Annotated in this window: 14 protein-coding genes; 9 read left to right on the top strand and 5 right to left on the bottom strand. The window is 69.4% G+C overall.

The genetic code is table 11. From position 1 onward, the window contains the following. Window positions 1-11: 11 nt before the first annotated feature. Together P3L51_RS29190 and P3L51_RS29185 are read right to left on the bottom strand one after the other, a co-directional pair. Window positions 12-725 carry a glycerophosphodiester phosphodiesterase gene (locus P3L51_RS29190; protein ID WP_354608319.1) on the bottom strand — a complete coding sequence of 238 codons (714 nt, stop codon included), beginning with the start codon at window positions 723-725 and terminating at the stop codon, window positions 12-14. A 104-nt stretch (window positions 726-829) separates the two neighbouring features. After that, a complete protein-coding gene (locus P3L51_RS29185) occupies window positions 830-1855 on the bottom strand; it encodes an adenosine deaminase (RefSeq protein ID WP_354608317.1) in 1026 nt (341 codons plus the stop codon). A 161-nt stretch (window positions 1856-2016) separates the two neighbouring features. On the opposite strand from P3L51_RS29185, the gene P3L51_RS29180 reads away from it, so the two are divergent. Next, window positions 2017-2736 (top strand): DUF4190 domain-containing protein, encoded by a 720-nt coding sequence (locus P3L51_RS29180; RefSeq protein ID WP_354608316.1) that lies wholly within the window; start codon window positions 2017-2019, stop codon window positions 2734-2736. 19 nt (window positions 2737-2755) lie between these two features. Here P3L51_RS29180 and ybiA read toward each other — a convergent pair whose 3' ends face one another. Further along, entirely contained in the window at window positions 2756-3316 is a 561-nt protein-coding gene (ybiA, locus tag P3L51_RS29175) for a riboflavin biosynthesis intermediates N-glycosidase (RefSeq protein WP_354608318.1), read from the bottom strand. Window positions 3317-3538: 222 nt separating this feature from the next. Here ybiA and P3L51_RS29170 point away from each other — a divergent pair, with 222 nt between their 5' ends. From P3L51_RS29170 to P3L51_RS29135, 8 genes are all read left to right on the top strand, one after another. Then, on the top strand, window positions 3539-5059 hold the full coding sequence (locus P3L51_RS29170) for a gamma-aminobutyraldehyde dehydrogenase (protein ID WP_354608315.1): 1521 nt from the start codon (window positions 3539-3541) through the stop codon (window positions 5057-5059). Between the two features lie 38 nt (window positions 5060-5097). Next, window positions 5098-6345, top strand: a complete 1248-nt coding sequence (locus P3L51_RS29165) for an ABC transporter substrate-binding protein (RefSeq protein ID WP_354608314.1) — start codon at window positions 5098-5100, stop codon at window positions 6343-6345. A 167-nt stretch (window positions 6346-6512) separates the two neighbouring features. Further along, window positions 6513-7679 carry an ABC transporter ATP-binding protein gene (locus tag P3L51_RS29160; RefSeq protein WP_354608313.1) on the top strand — a complete coding sequence of 389 codons (1167 nt, stop codon included), beginning with the start codon at window positions 6513-6515 and terminating at the stop codon, window positions 7677-7679. Further along, on the top strand, window positions 7676-8611 hold the full coding sequence (locus P3L51_RS29155; RefSeq protein WP_354608312.1) for an ABC transporter permease: 936 nt from the start codon (window positions 7676-7678) through the stop codon (window positions 8609-8611). The genes P3L51_RS29160 and P3L51_RS29155 overlap by 4 nt, the downstream gene beginning before the upstream one ends. After that, window positions 8611-9405 carry an ABC transporter permease gene (locus P3L51_RS29150; protein WP_354608311.1) on the top strand — a complete coding sequence of 265 codons (795 nt, stop codon included), beginning with the start codon at window positions 8611-8613 and terminating at the stop codon, window positions 9403-9405. The genes P3L51_RS29155 and P3L51_RS29150 overlap by 1 nt, the downstream gene beginning before the upstream one ends. 25 nt (window positions 9406-9430) lie before the next feature. Beyond that, window positions 9431-10846, top strand: a complete 1416-nt coding sequence (locus tag P3L51_RS29145) for an NAD(P)/FAD-dependent oxidoreductase (RefSeq protein ID WP_354608310.1) — start codon at window positions 9431-9433, stop codon at window positions 10844-10846. Window positions 10847-11038: 192 nt separating this feature from the next. Continuing rightward, the gene (locus P3L51_RS29140) at window positions 11039-11554 is read left to right on the top strand and encodes a bifunctional DNA primase/polymerase (RefSeq protein ID WP_354608309.1); all 516 of its coding nucleotides are present in this window, start codon (window positions 11039-11041) and stop codon (window positions 11552-11554) included. 86 nt (window positions 11555-11640) lie between these two features. Continuing rightward, complete coding sequence (locus P3L51_RS29135) at window positions 11641-13467, top strand: chitinase (protein WP_354608308.1); 1827 nt, start codon at window positions 11641-11643, stop codon at window positions 13465-13467. Between the two features lie 26 nt (window positions 13468-13493). Here the strand turns inward: P3L51_RS29135 and P3L51_RS29130 are convergent, their stop codons facing one another. Both P3L51_RS29130 and gabT read right to left on the bottom strand, forming a co-directional pair. Then, window positions 13494-13943, bottom strand: coding sequence for a phosphatase PAP2 family protein (locus P3L51_RS29130; RefSeq protein ID WP_354608307.1), 450 nt, complete (start codon window positions 13941-13943; stop codon window positions 13494-13496). Window positions 13944-14488: 545 nt separating this feature from the next. Beyond that, a complete protein-coding gene (gabT, locus tag P3L51_RS29125; RefSeq protein ID WP_354608306.1) occupies window positions 14489-15823 on the bottom strand; it encodes a 4-aminobutyrate--2-oxoglutarate transaminase in 1335 nt (444 codons plus the stop codon). Window positions 15824-16175 lie beyond the last annotated feature (352 nt).

Raw genomic sequence — 16175 nt, 5'->3', positions numbered from 1 at the left:
AAGAGACAGCCCTACGCCTTCGGGCTGCCCCGCCGGCCGGCGCGGAGCAGATTCGCGAGCGTGTCGATGCGGTTGGTGGTGATCGAGTCGACCCCCGAACCGACCAGGCGTCGCATGCTCCGTCCGGTGTCGGCCGTCCAGGCGGAGACCAGCAGCCCGTCGCGGTGGACGCGCTCCGTCAGCTCCCGACTCACCAGACCGAAGCGGTAGTTGAGCCAGCGGGGCCGTACCGCTTCCAGCAGTGTGGGGCGCGGCGGGGCCAACGACTGCCACGTCATGGCGATTTCGGCGCCCGGGTCCGCGGCGCGGACGGCGAGCATCGCCTCGGCGCCCGCGCAGTAGTACACCCGCTCCGCCGCGCCGCATTCGCGCACCGTCCCGACCACCGCGCGCACCGACTCCGACGTGGCGCCCGGCAGATCGACCATGAGGCGCGCGTCCGCCACCGGCCCCGGCGCCAGCAGCACCTCCTGGAGCGTCGGCACACCGCCCCGTGTCAAGGCGCTCAGCTCCTCGTGGGTGACCTCCACGATCGGCCGGTCATGTCCCCAGAGCCGTTCCAACGACGAGTCGTGAAGCAGGACGGGCACCCCGTCGCGCGTGACACGTACGTCGATCTCCACGGCGTCGGCGCCCCGTTCCAAGGCGGAGCGCACCGAGGGGAGGGTGTTCTCACGAACGCGGTACGGATCGCCTCGGTGCCCGACGGCCACGACGGCACGCAGCAGCGCGTCGCCAGGTCGCCCCGCCCCCCTGCCGGCACCATCGCTGCCACGGGCGCCGCCGCCCGCACCGGCGTCCGCACCACCGACGGCGCCCCGCGCGGCCCTCACTTGGCGAGCCACTGCGCCGTGTACGTCTCGATCTCGGCGTTCAGCCGGTCCTTGCCCGCCCGGTCGAGGAACGCCGCCTCGACGGCGCCCTTCGCGAGCCCCGCCACCCCCCGCTCGTCCAACTCCAGAAGCCGCGCCGCGACCGCGTACTCGTTGTTGAGGTCGGTGCCGAACATGGGCGGGTCGTCGCTGTTGACCGTCACGAGCACGCCCGCGGACACGAGCGTCCTGATCGGGTGCAGCTCGATGTCGGTGACCGCTCGCGTGGCGATGTTGGAGGTGGGGCAGACCTCCAGGGGGATGCGGTTCTCGGCCAGATACGCCATCAACTCCGCGTCCTGGGCGGAGCTGATGCCGTGTCCGATCCGTTCGGCGCGCAGGTGCTTCAGCGCGTCCCACACCGTGCCGGGCCCCGTCGTCTCGCCGGCGTGCGGCACGGAGTGCAGCCCTTCCGCGATGGCCCGGTCGAAGTGGGGCTTGAACTGCGGCCGCGGTACGCCGATCTCCGGGCCACCGAGACCGAAGGAGACCAGCCCCTCGGGACGGAGGTCGACGGCGAGCCGCAGTGTCTCGTCCGCGGCCTCCAGGCCGGCCTCGCCGGGAATGTCGAAACACCACCGCAGTACGACCCCGAACTCGGCCTCGGCCGACTTGCGGGCGTCCTCGATCGCCTCCATGAAGGCCACTTCGGGGATGCCTCGCCGGGTCGAGCTGAAGGGGGTGAGCGTCAGCTCGGCATAGCGGATGTTCTGCCGGGCCATGTCGCGTGCGATCTCGAACGTCAGCAGCCGGACGTCCTCAGGCGTGCGCAGCAGATCCACGACGGAGAGGTAGACGTCGATGAAGTGCGCGAAATCGGTGAAGACGAAGTAGTCGGCCAGCGCCTCGGGGTCCGTCGGCACCTTCGAGCCAGGGTGCCTGGCCGCCAGTTCGGACACGATACGGGGCGACGCCGACCCGACGTGATGGACATGCAGCTCGGCCTTGGGCAGCCCTGCGATGAAGGGATCAAGGTCGGTCATCGGGTCCTCCGCGTGCTGAGCGGCGGCGGAAAGGGTGTCGCCGTCCGCCGGGCAGGACGTCCCCCTGCCCAGGGCTTTACCGGACAGGGATCATCGTAGGCGGGGCGGAGGGCGCGCTCGGCAGAGGCCTTAGCATGACGGGATAACAATGGGGGAGGACCATGTCAGACAGCAGCGCGCGGCCACCGGGCGCCCACGAGCCGAACGACCCTTGGGCGCCGCCGGAGCGCGGCGTGCCCCTGGACAAGCCGGCGCAGGCGCCGGGGCCCGTCCAGCACCAGCCGCCGGTCCCGCCCGTTCACAGCCAGCCGACCGTCACGTCCATGCCCGGTATGGGGCCGGAGTCGGGCGCCATCGCCGGTGCCGGGCCGGCCTCCGGAGCCGTACCGCCACGGCCGATAGCCCCCGGGGGACCGGCCCCGACGACTTCCGGTCCGTACGGCTACCCCGGCGCGCCCACCGGCTCCCAGTACCCCGGCGCGTCCTATCCCGGATACCCGGGATACCCCGGCTACTCGGGATACGGCCAGGCCGGCTGGCAGCCCGGCCCGGCGAACGGCATGGGCGTCGCCGCGATGACGCTCGGCATTCTCTCGATCTGTCTGTTCTGCCTGTACGGCGTCGGCATCGTCCTGGGCGTCCTCGCCGTGATCTTCGGCGTCGTCGGACGGAAGCGCGCCGAACGGGGTGAGGCCACCAACAGCGGTCAGGCCCTCTCCGGGATCATCATGGGCACCATCGGGATCGTCATCGGCGCGGTCGCCATCGGTCTGCTCGTCTGGGGCATCACCGACGCGATCAACGACGACAACAACGACTACGACTACGACAGTGGCACCGACGACTACTCCGCCGTGCTTCTTGTGGACGCCAACCACTGAACCGGCGGGCGGTGCGCCGTCAGGGCGTCACCGCCCCCGCACGGAGCCGTTCACGCGCCTCCATGAGCGCGAAGCCCAGCAGATTGAGCCCGCGCCAGCGCGCGGGATCCCGTGCCCGCTCGTCGTCCGCGGCCAGTCCGATTCCCCATATCCGGTCCATCGGGCTGGCCTCGACGAGCACCCGGTCACCGGTGCCCAGCAGGTAGTCGCGCAGCCCGTCGTCCTGCCGGAACTTGTGGACGCTGCCTTCCACGACGATGCCGGACCGTTCGCGCTCCCATACGGTCTCGTCGAACCCCCGCACCAGCCGCCCGGCCTTCTTGGCCAACGCCGGACCTGGCGCGCTCAGAGCCTTCCGCTCGGCCTCCGCGTCGTCGAAGAGTCGGGCCTTGGCGGCCATCATCCAGTGCTCCGCCGTCGCGTAGTCGACTCCGTCGACCGTGAACGGTGACTGCCACCACTGGCTGAGACAACTCGCGCCGATGACCCCGTCCTGTCGCGGGGTGTGTCCCCAGAAGTGCAGATACTTGACCTTCACGCCGCGACTCGTACGGTCGATCAGCTCGGCAACCGTGATCATCCCCATGCACGTGAGTCTGCCAGCCGCCACTGACAGTCCGTATGCCGATGAAGGTGATCGTGCGACACATGGTCAACCGATTCCGTCGCGTAACCAAAAGGCAACAACGGAATCACTTGTTGGACGCCCATTGCTCTGTCAGTATCGGCACTCAATTCAAGCCAGAACGACACAGACGGCTTCGGATCAACTGCGGCGACAGCCGGAAACACGGAGGGCGCCATGGGCAACCGCTTCCCCGCGCGGGACCGGTTCGCGGACGGTGCGCAGTTCATCGACGGGCGGCTGCGTCCCGGCACATCTGGCCGTACGCACGCCGTGGTCGACCCGGCTACGGGCGACGAACTGCTCACGTACGAGATGGCGGGGGCGGCCGACGTCGACGCGGCAGTGGCCGCCGCGCTCGCCGCCTATCCGGGCTGGGCGGGCGCTACTCCGGGGGAGCGTTCCGACGCACTGCGCCGTTTCGCCGCCGTACTCGCCGAGCGGGCCACGGAATTCGCGGAGGCCGAGTCGCTCCAGTGCGGAAAGCCGATCAAGCTGTCCACGGAGTTCGACGTTCCGGGGACCATCGACAACGCCGCCTTCTTCGCCGGCGCCGCCCGTCATCTGGAGGGCGCGTCGGCGGGGGAGTACAGCGGCGACCACACCTCCTACCTACGACGCGAACCGATCGGCGTGGTCGGCTCCATCGCCCCCTGGAACTACCCGCTCCAGATGGCCGCCTGGAAAATCCTCCCGGCGGTCGCCGCGGGCAACACGATCGTGCTGAAGCCGTCCGAGCTGACGCCCTTCACCTCACTGATGTTCGCCCAGGCGGCACAGGAGGCGGGCATTCCCGACGGCGTGATCAACATCGTCAACGGCGCGGGCGCCGAAGCGGGCGAGCGCCTCGTCGGCCACCCCGATGTCGTCATGACCTCCTTCACCGGCTCCACCGCCGTCGGCAAGCGCGTCGCCGAGATCGCCACGGCCACCGTCAAGCGGCTGCATCTGGAACTCGGCGGCAAGGCCCCGTTCCTGGTCTTCGACGACGCGGACCTGGACGCCGCCGTACAGGGCGCCGTCGCGGGCTCGCTCATCAACACGGGGCAGGACTGCACGGCCGCCACCCGCGCCTACGTACAGCGTCCGCTCTACGACGCCTTCGTGAGCGCCGTCGCGGCGCTGATGGAGACGGTCCGCCTCGGCGACCCGTTCGCCCCGTCGACGGACATGGGGCCGCTGATCTCGCACGCCCACCGCGACCGGGTCGCCGGCATCGTCGACCGGGCACGCGGATACGCCCGCGTCGTCACCGGCGGCACCGCGCCGGACGGTGCCGGGCTCGCCGACGGCGCCTACTACCGCCCCACGCTCGTCGTGGACGCCGCCCAGGACAGCGAGATCGTCCAGTCGGAGATCTTCGGCCCCGTCCTGGTCGTGCTGCCCTTCGACTCCGACGACGAGGGCGTCCGCCTCGCCAACGACACCCCGTACGGCCTCGCGGCGTCCGTCTGGAGCCGCGACGTGTACCGCACGGGGCGCGCGACCCGCGAGATCAAGGCCGGCTGTGTGTGGGTGAACGACCACATCCCGATCATCAGCGAGATGCCGCACGGCGGCTACAAGTCCAGTGGTTACGGAAAAGACATGTCGGCGTACTCGTTCGAGGAGTACACCCAGGTCAAACATGTGATGTACGACAACACCGCGGTCGCCAGGAAGGACTGGCACCGCACAATTTTCGGGGACCGTCTCTAACTCTCTCCACCCTCTCCTCACCCGAAAGGGCACCGCCCATGGAGCTGTACGAGCCCGACCGTCTCTCCGCGGCCCAGATAGCCGCGACGCGTCGCAGCCTCAGTAACGGACGAGGCGCGCTCAGCCGCCGTTCGCTGCTGCGCGCCACCGGCGCCGGGGCGCTCACAATCGGCGGCGTGGCAGGCCTCGGCGCCTGCGGGATTCCGCCCGCGAAGGGGGAGAGCGGGGGCCCCGCGTCCACCGATCACTCGGCGAAGGAGAAGCGTGTCGTCTTCTCCAACTGGACCGAGTACATGGATGTCAGCGAGAACGAGAAGAGCTACCCCACCCTGGAGGCGTTCTCTAAGCGCACCGGGATTCAGGTGAAGTACACGGCGGACATCAACGACAACGTCGAGTTCTTCGGCAAGATCCAGCCGCAGCTCGCGGCCGGCCAGGACACGGGGCGCGACCTCATCTGCGTCACCGACTGGCTCGCCGCCCGCATCATCCGGCTCGGCTGGGCGCAGAAGCTCGATCCCGCCAACTTGCCCCACGCGTTCGCGAATCTGTCCCAGCAGTTCCGCTCGCCGGACTGGGATCCGGGGCGCGCCTACACATATCCGTGGACCGGTATCCCGTCCGTCATCGCCTACAACACGAAGGCGACGGGGGGCCGCAAGGTCGAGTCCGTCTCGCAGCTGCTCGACGATCCGGACCTCAAGGGGCGGGTGTCGTTCCTGTCCGAGATGCGCGACTCCATCGGCCTGACCCTGCTCGACATGGGCAAGGACCCGGCGTCGTTCTCCGACGACGACTTCGACGGCGCCGTCGCCCGTATACAGAAGGCCGTCGACAAGAAGCAGATTCGCCGCTTCACCGGCAACGACTACACGGCGGACCTCAGCAAGGGCGACATCGCGGCGTGCATCGCCTGGGCCGGCGACATCGTGCAGCTCCAGGCGGACAACCCGGACATCCAGTTCGCCATCCCGGAGGCCGGCTACATGATCTCCAGCGACAATCTGCTGGTCCCGGCGAAGGCGCGGCACAAGACCAACGCCGAGAAGCTCATCGACCACTACTACGAGCTTCCGGTCGCCGCGCAGCTCGCGGCGTACATCAACTACGTCTGTCCCGTCGAAGGCGTCCGTACGGAGCTCGCGAAGATCGACGAGACGATGGCGTCCAACCCGCTGATCCTCCCGGACGCGGCGATGGCCTCGCGGTCCCATGCCTTCCGCTCGCTGAGCGGCGAGGAGGAGACGGCGTACGAAGAGAAGTTCGCCAAGCTCATCGGCGCCTAGGCCGCCGGGCCCCACCGGGCCGTCGGCTCGCACGGCTGTCGGTCGCATGGCTGTCGGTTCGCATGTACCGGCTCGTACGGCCGCCGGTCGTACGCCCGCCGGCCGCAGGGGTCCAGAGGCCCCGTCCGCTCCGTTCCTCCCCTCCCAAGCCCCCGGGATCGTTATCCATGACTGAGACCGCATCCACCGACCGGGGCGGCGACGACGTCCGCCTCACCGGGATAAGCAAGTCGTACGGCTCCTTCCACGCCGTCAAACCCCTCGACCTCACCGTCCCCGAGGGCTCCTTCTTCGCCCTCCTCGGCGCCTCGGGCTGCGGCAAGACCACCACGCTGCGGATGATCGCCGGCCTGGAGGACCCGACCTCCGGATCGGTCTTCCTCGGTGAGAAGGACGTCACCGGGCTGCCGCCGCACAAGCGCCCCGTCAACACCGTCTTTCAGAGTTACGCGCTCTTCCCGCACCTCGACATCTACGAGAACGTCGCCTTCGGCCTGCGCCGTCGCGGCATCAAGTCGGTGAAGAAGCAGGTCGGCGACATGCTCGACCTCGTCCAGCTCGGCGACTTCGCGAAGCGCAAGCCGCACCAGCTCTCCGGCGGCCAGCAGCAGCGCGTCGCCGTGGCCCGTGCGCTCATCAACCATCCGAAGGTGCTGCTGCTCGACGAGCCCCTCGGCGCGCTCGACCTCAAGCTGCGCCGCCAGATGCAGCTGGAGCTCAAGCGCATCCAGACGGAGGTCGGCATCACCTTCGTCCATGTCACGCACGACCAGGAGGAGGCCATGACGATGGCCGACACGGTCGCCGTGATGAACGCGGGGCGGGTCGAGCAGCTGGGCGCGCCGGCGGAGCTGTACGAGAATCCGCAGACCACCTTCGTCGCCAACTTCCTCGGCACCTCCAACCTCATCGAGGCCGACGTCGCGGAGAAGACCGGCGACGAGGTGGTGGTGACGTCGGCGGGCGTGAAGCTGAGGCTGCCCGCGGCCCGCTGTACGACGCAGGTCCTGGACGGCGGCCGGCTGCTCGTCGGCGTACGCCCCGAGAAGATCTCCCTCGCGCACGCGGACGACGAGGGTTCCATCCCCGCCGGCCGTAACCGGATCACCGGGCGCATCGTCGACTCCAGCTTCATCGGAGTCTCGACCCAGTACGTCATCGACAGCCCCGTATGCGCTGAGTTGGAGGTGTACGCGCAGAACATCGAGCGCGACGGCAGGCTCGTTCCCGGGGCCGAGGTGGTCCTGCACTGGAACCCCGCGCACACCTTCGGACTCGACGCCGCCCAGGACATCGACGCCGGCGTCAAGACGGTGGACGAGGAGGGAGCGTGACCGCCACGGAAGCACCACCGGCGCCACCCACACCACCGGTCACCGAAGCGTCGGTGCGCAAGGTTCCGCGCCGTAGACGCCTCGTTCCCTACTGGCTGCTGCTGCCCGGCATCCTGTGGCTGCTGGTCTTCTTCGCGCTGCCGATGGTCTACCAGGCGTCGACCTCCGTACAGACAGGCTCGCTGGAGGAGGGCTTCAAGGTCACCTGGCACTTCCAGACCTACTGGGATGCGTTCCAGGACTACTACCCGCAGTTCGTGCGCTCGCTGCTCTACGCGGGAACCGCCACCGTCCTGTGTCTGCTGCTCGGCTACCCGCTGGCGTACCTCATCGCCTTCAAGGCCGGCCGCTGGCGCAACCTCCTGCTGGTCCTGGTCATCGCCCCGTTCTTCACCAGCTTCCTGATCCGCACGCTCGCCTGGAAGACGATCCTCGCGGACGACGGCACCGTGGTCGGCGCGTTGGACGCCCTTCGGGTGCTGGACGTGACCAGCTGGCTCGGCTGGACGGCCGACGACCGCGTCCTGGCGACGCCCATGGCCGTCGTCTGCGGCCTGACGTACAACTTCCTGCCGTTCATGATCCTGCCGCTCTACACCTCGCTGGAGCGCATCGACGGCCGGCTGCACGAGGCGGCCGGGGACCTCTACGCGAGGCCGGCGACGACTTTCCGCAAGGTCACCGTCCCGCTGTCCATGCCGGGCATCGTCTCCGGCACGCTGCTGACCTTCATCCCGGCGAGCGGCGACTACGTCAACGCGGAACTGCTCGGCTCCACCGACACCAAGATGGTCGGCAGCGTGATCCAGAGCCAGTTCCTGCGCGTGCTCGACTATCCGACGGCGGCGGCACTCTCGTTCATCCTCATGGCGGTCGTGCTGGTCGTGGTCACCGTCTACATCCGCCGTTCAGGGACGGAGGACCTGGTCTGATGCGCTGGATCCGACGCAATGTGGTCGTCATCGCGGGCCTGCTCACGCTCGCGTACATGATCCTGCCGAACCTCGTCGTGATGGTGTTCTCCTTCAACAAGCCGAAGGGGCGCTTCAACTACACCTGGCAGACGTTCTCGCTGGACGCCTGGAAGGACCCGTGCGGCGTCGCGGACCTTTGCGGGTCGCTGACGCTCTCGTTCCAGATCGCCGTCTGGGCGACGATCGGGGCGACCGTCCTCGGCACCATGATCGCCTTCGCCCTGGTCCGCTACCGCTTCCGGGCACGGGGTGCGATCAACTCGCTGATCTTCCTGCCGATGGCCATGCCCGAGGTCGTGATGGCCGCCTCGCTGCTCACCCTGTTCCTGAACATGGGGGCGGAGTTGGGCTTCTGGACCGTCCTCATCGCGCACATCATGTTCTGCCTCAGCTTCGTGGTGACGGCCGTCAAGGCGCGCGTCATGTCCATGGATCCGAAGCTGGAGGAGGCGGCGCGCGATCTGTACGCGGGGCCGGTGCAGACCTTCGTACGGGTCACCCTGCCGATCGCCGCACCTGGTATCGCGGCGGGGGCGCTGCTCGCCTTCGCCCTCTCCTTCGACGACTTCATCATCACCAACTTCAACGCCGGCTCGTCCGTCACCTTCCCCATGTTCGTCTGGGGCTCGGCACAGCGCGGCACACCGGTGCAGATCAACGTCATCGGGACGGCGATGTTCGCCATTGCGGTACTGATGGTGATCGGCGGCCAGTTGGTCAGCGACCGGCGCAAGAAGGCCGCAACACCCTGAGCAGTACCTGAAGGAGTTGGAAGACATGGCCCCTGGAGCCATGCGTACAGCAGCCGCCTCACTCGCCGACGCGCAGCCCGTCGCCTACTGGCTCGACGACCCCGGCAGGCCGGGCGCGGTGCCCGCCCTCGCGGGCGACGAACGCTGCGACCTGCTCGTCGTCGGTGGCGGCTACAGCGGCCTGTGGACCGCGCTCCTCGCCAAGGAGCGCGACCCGCACCGCGACATCGTCCTGATCGAGGGCCGAGAGGTGGGCTGGGCGGCCTCCGGCCGTAACGGCGGCTTCTGCTCCGCCTCTCTCACGCACGGCCTCGCCAACGGTCTCAGCCGCTGGCCCGGCGAGCTGCGGGTCCTCGAGGACCTGGGCGGGGGCAATCTCGACGGCATCGAGTCGGCTGTCGAGCGCTATGCCATCGACTGCGACTTCGAGCGCACCGGCGACATCTCCGTGGCCACCGAACCGCACCAACTCGACGACCTCCGTCAGTTGCAAGACGAGGCGACCCAGGCCGGTTTCACCGGTCTGGACCTCCTCGACGGCGAGGCGGTCCGCGCGGAGGTCGACTCACCGACGTTCCTGGGCGGCCTCTGGGACCGGCGCGGCGTCGCCATGCTGAACCCGGCCAGGCTCGCCTGGGGGCTGAAGCGCGCCTGTCTCGACCTCGGCGTACGGATCTACGAGAACACGCCCGGTCTCGAACTGGCCCGCTCCGGGCCCGGCATGGCCGTCCGCACGCCCTACGGCCGCGTCCTGGCCCGCCACGTCGCGCTCGGCACCAACGTCTTCCCCTCGCTGGTGCGGCGCGTGCGGCCGTACACGGTGCCCGTCTACGACTACGCCCTGACGACCGAGCCTCTTACGGAGGACCAGCTCGGTGCGATCGGCTGGAAGAAGCGGCAGGGGCTCAGCGACGGCGCCAACCAGTTCCACTACTTCCGGATCACCGCGGACAACCGCGTCCTGTGGGGTGGCTACGACGCGGTCTATCCGTACGGAGGGCGGCTCGACGCCGCCCTCGACCACCGTCCCGAGACCTATCTCAAGCTCGCCTCGCACTTCTTCGAGTGCTTCCCCCAGCTGGAGGGCCTGAGGTTCAGCCACGCGTGGGGCGGGGCCATCGACACCTGCTCGCGGTTCTCCGCCTTCTTCGGTACGGCGCACGGTGGGCGGGTCGCGTACGCCGCCGGGTACACCGGCCTCGGCGTCGGCGCGACCCGCTTCGGCGCCGATGTGATGCTCGACCTGCTCGCGGGGGAGCGGACGGAGCGCACGGAGCTGGAGATGGTCAGGACGAAGCCTGTGCCGTTCCCGCCGGAGCCGGCCGCCTGGGCCGGTATCGGGCTCACCAAATGGTCGCTGGCCCGCGCGGACGCCAACGCCGGGCGGCGCAATCTGTGGCTGAGAGCCATGGACCGGGTGGGGCTGGGCTTCGACAGCTGAGCTCCGTAGCTGACCTCCCTCGCACTCCGTACGGAGGGCGCTTTCCCGGTTCGTGGCCGGGGCGGCAACCCGAGTCGGTGGTGATGTGATCCACATCACCACCGACTGTCGACCCGAACTCGCGTAATGATCCGGCGCCACCTCCCTCTCCCTCTGTGGACGCACTGTCCGGCAACGTGGAGCGGAGGCCGCATGACGACTGACTCGAGGGCCTATCCGGGGGCGAGGGCCGCGCTGGAGTGGCTGGCGTCGGTGGCGCCCGATCCCGACGCCTGTCGTTGGGAGTGGGAGCGGAACCCGCACGGGGTCGCTCTCCTGCCCGCCGGGAAGCGCTGGGACGTTCTGATCCTCCCTGGTGAGCTGGGGTATCCGACGCTCGAAGTGCTGAACCGGCTCGTCGATCGGCCGGGCCCCGTCCTGGCCGATTTCGGCGACGCGCGCCTCGGATTCTTCGTACCGCCGGGCACTGTTGCCCGCTGGCTCGGGACGGGGGTGCGAGGGGCCGGCAGCGGCACCTGGATCGTCGTCCCGTATCCGGGTCGCACCGGCGGCGGCGTCCGCTGGCTGGTCCCGCCCGACGGCACGGGCACGCTCACCGACCCGCCGTTGCTGGAACTGGCGATGCACGAGGCGGCGGCCGGGATCGCCGGGGGTGTCGTCGGCGGCGGTGGGGACGGCGGGAGCGGTGGAGGGCGCTCGGAGCCGTAGGGCGGCAGAGGTCTTGACAACATGATTGGTCTGGACCATGTTGTGCCCGGCTCGGTCACTCAATTCCGCCATGCCCGGAGGCAGTTGTGGAACGCAACAGACGACCTTCTCGGTACTCCAGACTCGTGGCCGCTCTCGCGGCTGCCGTACTCACCGCAGGCGGCCTCGTCGTGTCCGCCGAGACGGCGCGCGCGGCCGACGAGGACGTCGCCACCAACGGCGGCTTCGAATCCGGGCTCGCCGGCTGGAGTTGTACGGGCGGCAGCGGCGTGACCGTCAGCACCCCCGTGCACGGCGGCACGGCGGCGCTGAAGGCCACCCCGGTGGGCAGCGACAACGCGAAGTGCGCCCAGACCGTCACGGTCCGACCCGACTCGGCGTACACGCTGAGCGCCTGGGTCCAGGGAAGCTACGTCTACCTCGGCGCCTCCGGCACCGGCACCACCGACGTCTCAACGTGGACCCCGTCCGCGCCCAGTTGGCAGAAACTGACCACCTCCTTCCGCACCGGCCCCGCCACCAGGTCCGTGACCCTCTACACCAACGGCTGGTACGGAACACCCGCCTACCACGTCGACGACCTCAGCCTCGTCGGGCCAAGCGGTGAGACGGGGCAGCCGCCCGCCACCCCGGCAGGGCTCAGATCCTCGACCGTCACCGCGTCATCGGTCGGCCTCGTCTGGTCGCCCGCGACGGGCGCCACCGGCTACACGGTGCACCGTGACGGCGCCCCGGACGTGAATGTCACCGGCACGTCGACCACCATCACCGGGCTGAGCCCCGCGACCGCCTACCGCTTCCAGGTCTCGGCCACCAACGCCGCGGGCCGCTCCCCACTCTCCTCCGCGGTCACCGCCACCACCCAGGCCGGCGGCGGGGGCGGCAACGGGGCGGACCTCCCCGCCCACGCCCTGGTCGGCTACCTGCACTCCAGCTTCGCCAACGGCTCGGGCTACACCCGCATGTCCGACGTGCCCGCCTCGTGGGACGTCATCAACCTCGCCTTCGGCGAGCCGACATCGGTCACCTCGGGCGACATCCGCTTCGCCCTGTGCCCCGTCGCCGAATGCCCGAACGTCGAATCTCCCGCCGAGTTCAAGGCCGCCATCAAGGCCAAGCAGGCCGCGGGCAAGAAGGTCCTGATCTCCATCGGCGGCCAGAACGGTCAGGTCCAACTCGCCTCGACCGCCGCGCGTGACGCCTTCGTGAGCTCCGTATCCAAGATCATCGATGAGTACGGCCTCGACGGCCTCGACATCGACTTTGAGGGGCACTCGCTCTCCCTCAACACCGGCGACACCGACTTCCGTAACCCCACGAGCCCCGTCATCGTCAACCTGATCTCCGCCGTGAAGACCCTCAAGGCCAAGTACGGGGCGGACTTCGTGCTCACGATGGCGCCGGAGACGTTCTTCGTGCAGCTCGGCTACCAGTTCTACGGCTCCGGCCCCTGGGGCGGCCAGGACCCGCGCGCCGGGGCGTACCTCCCCGTCATCCACGCCCTGCGCGACGACCTCACCCTGCTGCACGTCCAGGACTACAACTCGGGGCCGATCATGGGGCTCGACAACCAGTACCACTCGATGGGCGGCGCCGATTTCCACATCGCGATGACCGACATGCTGCTCACCGGCTTCCCGGTGGCCGGCGACGCCACCAAGGTCTTCCCGGCGCTCAACCCGGGCCAGGTGGCGATCGGACTCCCGGCGTCGTCGCAGGCGGGCAATGGCCACACCGCCCCGTCGGAGGTGAACAAGGCCCTGGACTGTCTGACGAAGAAGACCAACTGCGGGTCGTACCAGACGCACGGCACATGGCCCACGTTGCGCGGGCTGATGACCTGGTCGATCAACTGGGACCGCTTCAACCAGTGGGAGTTCTCCCGCAACTTCGACGGGTACTTCGGAAGCTGAGCGGGGGCGACCAGGCCCGCTTCACGCTACGAGGCGTCCGTTCCCGATCCGGCGGCCCCGCGGTTGTCGATGCACCGCAGGGCCGCCACCAACACGGCCAGCAGCATGCCGCAGAGCAGCCAGCCGCCGAGAACGTCCAGGGGCCAGTGATAGCCCCGTAGCACCAGTCCGATGCCCGTCGCCGCACTGAGCACCACGGCGACGGGCATCACCCATCCGCGCCCGGCGCGCCCCGTACGGGGCCGCAGCAGCAGCGCGGCGCCGCAGTAGGCGATCATCGCCGTCGCCGTGTGGCCGGACGGGTAGTAGCCGGACTCCGACGTGAGCGGCCCGGGGCGGTCGATCCACAGCTTGAGCGGCATCACGAGCACCGGAACGGCGGCCATGGCCAGCACGACCGCCACCGACCGCGCCCGGTGCCCCCGCCACGCCGCGTACACGACCGCGACGGCCAGGACGGGCAGCGCGACCGCCATGCCGCCGAGATCGGCCAGGAACTCCGTCAGCCTCGCGGGGCCATGTCCGAAGGCCGTACGTCCCAGGCGCTCGTCGGCGTCACGGAGCGCGCCACCGGCGACGACCTGCCAAGTGACGAGCGCGAAGAGAACCGCGCAGAGAGCGAACGCGCCGAGAGGAGAGAGCGGAGTGACGGGTCCGACGGGGCCGGCGGAGCCGAAGCGCCCGGAGACGGATGTCGGCCGCCCCGGAACAGGGGGGGTAGTTCCGAGACGGCCGCCGGGACCGGGTCGCCGCGCGCCCCGGGGGGTTTGGGGCGGGCGGCCGTCCGATCGGTGAGGAATTCCGGAGCTGGATGCTCCAGCGCGTCCGAAGACGCGTCCAGGACGGTGCTGGGGGCGCCCCGCCGTGGGTTCGCCCGCAGTCTCCTGCGAGCGGGGTGTTTCTTTCATCTGCCGAAACCGTACGTCAGGGCCGTGAGGTCCGACAGCGGGAAGGTGAACCCGCCATCGGCCCCGCACAGCTTCTTCACAGGCCCCGCCACGGGGACCGGCGGACCGCGCGGTCAGAGTCCGGCGAGCGCCTGCTCCAGGATGTCGAGGCCCTCCGTAAGGAGGTCCTCGCCGATCACCAGCGGCGGCAGGAAACGCAGGACGTTGCTGTACGTGCCGGTGGTGAGGACCAACAGCCCCTCCACGTGGCACGCCTTGGCGAGAGCGGCCGTCGCCTCCGGGTTCGGCTCCTTGGTGTCCCGGTCCTTGACCAGTTCGAGCGCGAGCATCGCGCCACGGCCCCGTACGTCGCCGATGACGTCGAACTTCTCCGCCATCTCCTTGAGACGAGGCTTCATGATCTCCTCGATGCGCCGGGCCCTCGAAACAAGGTCCAGCTCGCGCATCGTCTCGATGGCACCGAGCGCCGCGGCGCAGGCCACCGGGTTTCCGCCGTACGTACCGCCGAGGCCGCCCGAGTGCGGGGCGTCCATGATCTCCGCGCGGCCCGTGACGGCGGCGAGCGGCAGGCCGCCCGCGATGCCCTTCGCCGTGGTGATCAGGTCGGGCACGATGCCCTCGTCCTCGCACGCGAACCACTGCCCCGTCCGGCAGAAACCGGACTGGATCTCGTCCGCCACGAACACGATGCCGTTGTCCTTGGCGAACTTCGCGATGGCGGGCAGGAAGCCCTTCGCCGGCTCGATGAACCCGCCCTCGCCGAGCAGCGGCTCGATGACGATCGCCGCGACGTTCTCCGCGCCGACCTGCTTGCTGATCTCGTCGATGGCCTGTGCGGAGGCCTCGGCGCCCGCGTTCTCCGGGCCGGTCGGCCAGCGGTAGCCGTACGCCACGGGGACGCGGTAGATCTCCGGGGCGAACGGACCGAAGCCGTTCTTGTACGGCATGTTCTTCGAGGTCAGCGCCATCGTGAGGTTCGTACGGCCGTGATAACCGTGGTCGAAGACCACGACCGCCTGCCGCTTGGTGTACGAGCGGGCGATCTTCACGGCGTTCTCGACGGCCTCGGCGCCCGAGTTGAACAGCGCGGACTTCTTGGCGTGGTCGCCCGGCGTCAGCTCGGCGAGCTGCTCACAGACCTCCACGTAGCCCTCGTACGGCGTGACCATGAAACAGGTGTGGGTGAAGTCGGCGAGCTGGGCGGTGGCGCGGCGTACGACGGCCTCCGCGGAGGAACCGACGGACGTCACGGCGATGCCGGACCCGAAGTCGATGAAGCTGTTGCCGTCCACGTCCTCGACGACGCCGCCACTCGCGCGGGCGGCGAAGACGGGCATCACGGACCCCACGCCGGCGGCGACCGTGGCTGTACGGCGGTTCTGCAGCTCCAGCGACTTGGGACCGGGGATGGCGGTGACGACGCGCCGCTCCTGCGGGATTGCGGTCATGAGGGGCTCCTGGGGGTGGTTCCGGACGCTACGTGTCTCGACGTGTCTCGCGTGCTCACATCTGCCTTCACTTCGCAGGCTAGGGGCGGAGGCGGGTGGCGGGCATGCGCCGTTCGGGAGTGTCCGCGGCGTGTCGTTGTCCGCCACGGACATAGGAGCTGGCGGACCCTCCGCGCACGCCGGGGGCGCACGATCAACACTCCGTACGGCCGGAACGGTGAACTCCCCCTACGTGGGCACTAGATTGAGGCGTGTACAGAGCGGACCTGGCTGGTCAGGGGACAGGGGTTCATGAACACCGACGGCACGCACGACTCACGCGGCACACGAGCCAATCCCGTGCCACGTCCGG

Source organism: Streptomyces panacea (genome assembly GCF_040560175.1).
GTDB lineage: Bacteria > Actinomycetota > Actinomycetes > Streptomycetales > Streptomycetaceae > Streptomyces > Streptomyces panacea.
This window is presented reverse-complemented; position numbering and strand designations above follow the sequence as displayed.

What these genes read in the sequence shown, in the direction of transcription:
- P3L51_RS29185 (WP_354608317.1), bottom strand. Translation starts at nt 1,855, where the DNA reads ATGACCGACCTTGATCCCTTCATCGCAGGGCTGCCCAAGGCCGAGCTG.
- P3L51_RS29180 (WP_354608316.1), top strand. Translation starts at nt 2,017, where the DNA reads ATGTCAGACAGCAGCGCGCGGCCACCGGGCGCCCACGAGCCGAACGAC.
- ybiA (WP_354608318.1), bottom strand. Translation starts at nt 3,316, where the DNA reads ATGATCACGGTTGCCGAGCTGATCGACCGTACGAGTCGCGGCGTGAAG.
- P3L51_RS29170 (WP_354608315.1), top strand. Translation starts at nt 3,539, where the DNA reads ATGGGCAACCGCTTCCCCGCGCGGGACCGGTTCGCGGACGGTGCGCAG.
- P3L51_RS29165 (WP_354608314.1), top strand. Translation starts at nt 5,098, where the DNA reads ATGGAGCTGTACGAGCCCGACCGTCTCTCCGCGGCCCAGATAGCCGCG.
- P3L51_RS29160 (WP_354608313.1), top strand. Translation starts at nt 6,513, where the DNA reads ATGACTGAGACCGCATCCACCGACCGGGGCGGCGACGACGTCCGCCTC.
- P3L51_RS29150 (WP_354608311.1), top strand. Translation starts at nt 8,611, where the DNA reads ATGCGCTGGATCCGACGCAATGTGGTCGTCATCGCGGGCCTGCTCACG.
- P3L51_RS29145 (WP_354608310.1), top strand. Translation starts at nt 9,431, where the DNA reads ATGGCCCCTGGAGCCATGCGTACAGCAGCCGCCTCACTCGCCGACGCG.
- P3L51_RS29140 (WP_354608309.1), top strand. Translation starts at nt 11,039, where the DNA reads ATGACGACTGACTCGAGGGCCTATCCGGGGGCGAGGGCCGCGCTGGAG.
- P3L51_RS29130 (WP_354608307.1), bottom strand. Translation starts at nt 13,943, where the DNA reads ATGGCGGTCGCGCTGCCCGTCCTGGCCGTCGCGGTCGTGTACGCGGCG.
- gabT (WP_354608306.1), bottom strand. Translation starts at nt 15,823, where the DNA reads ATGACCGCAATCCCGCAGGAGCGGCGCGTCGTCACCGCCATCCCCGGT.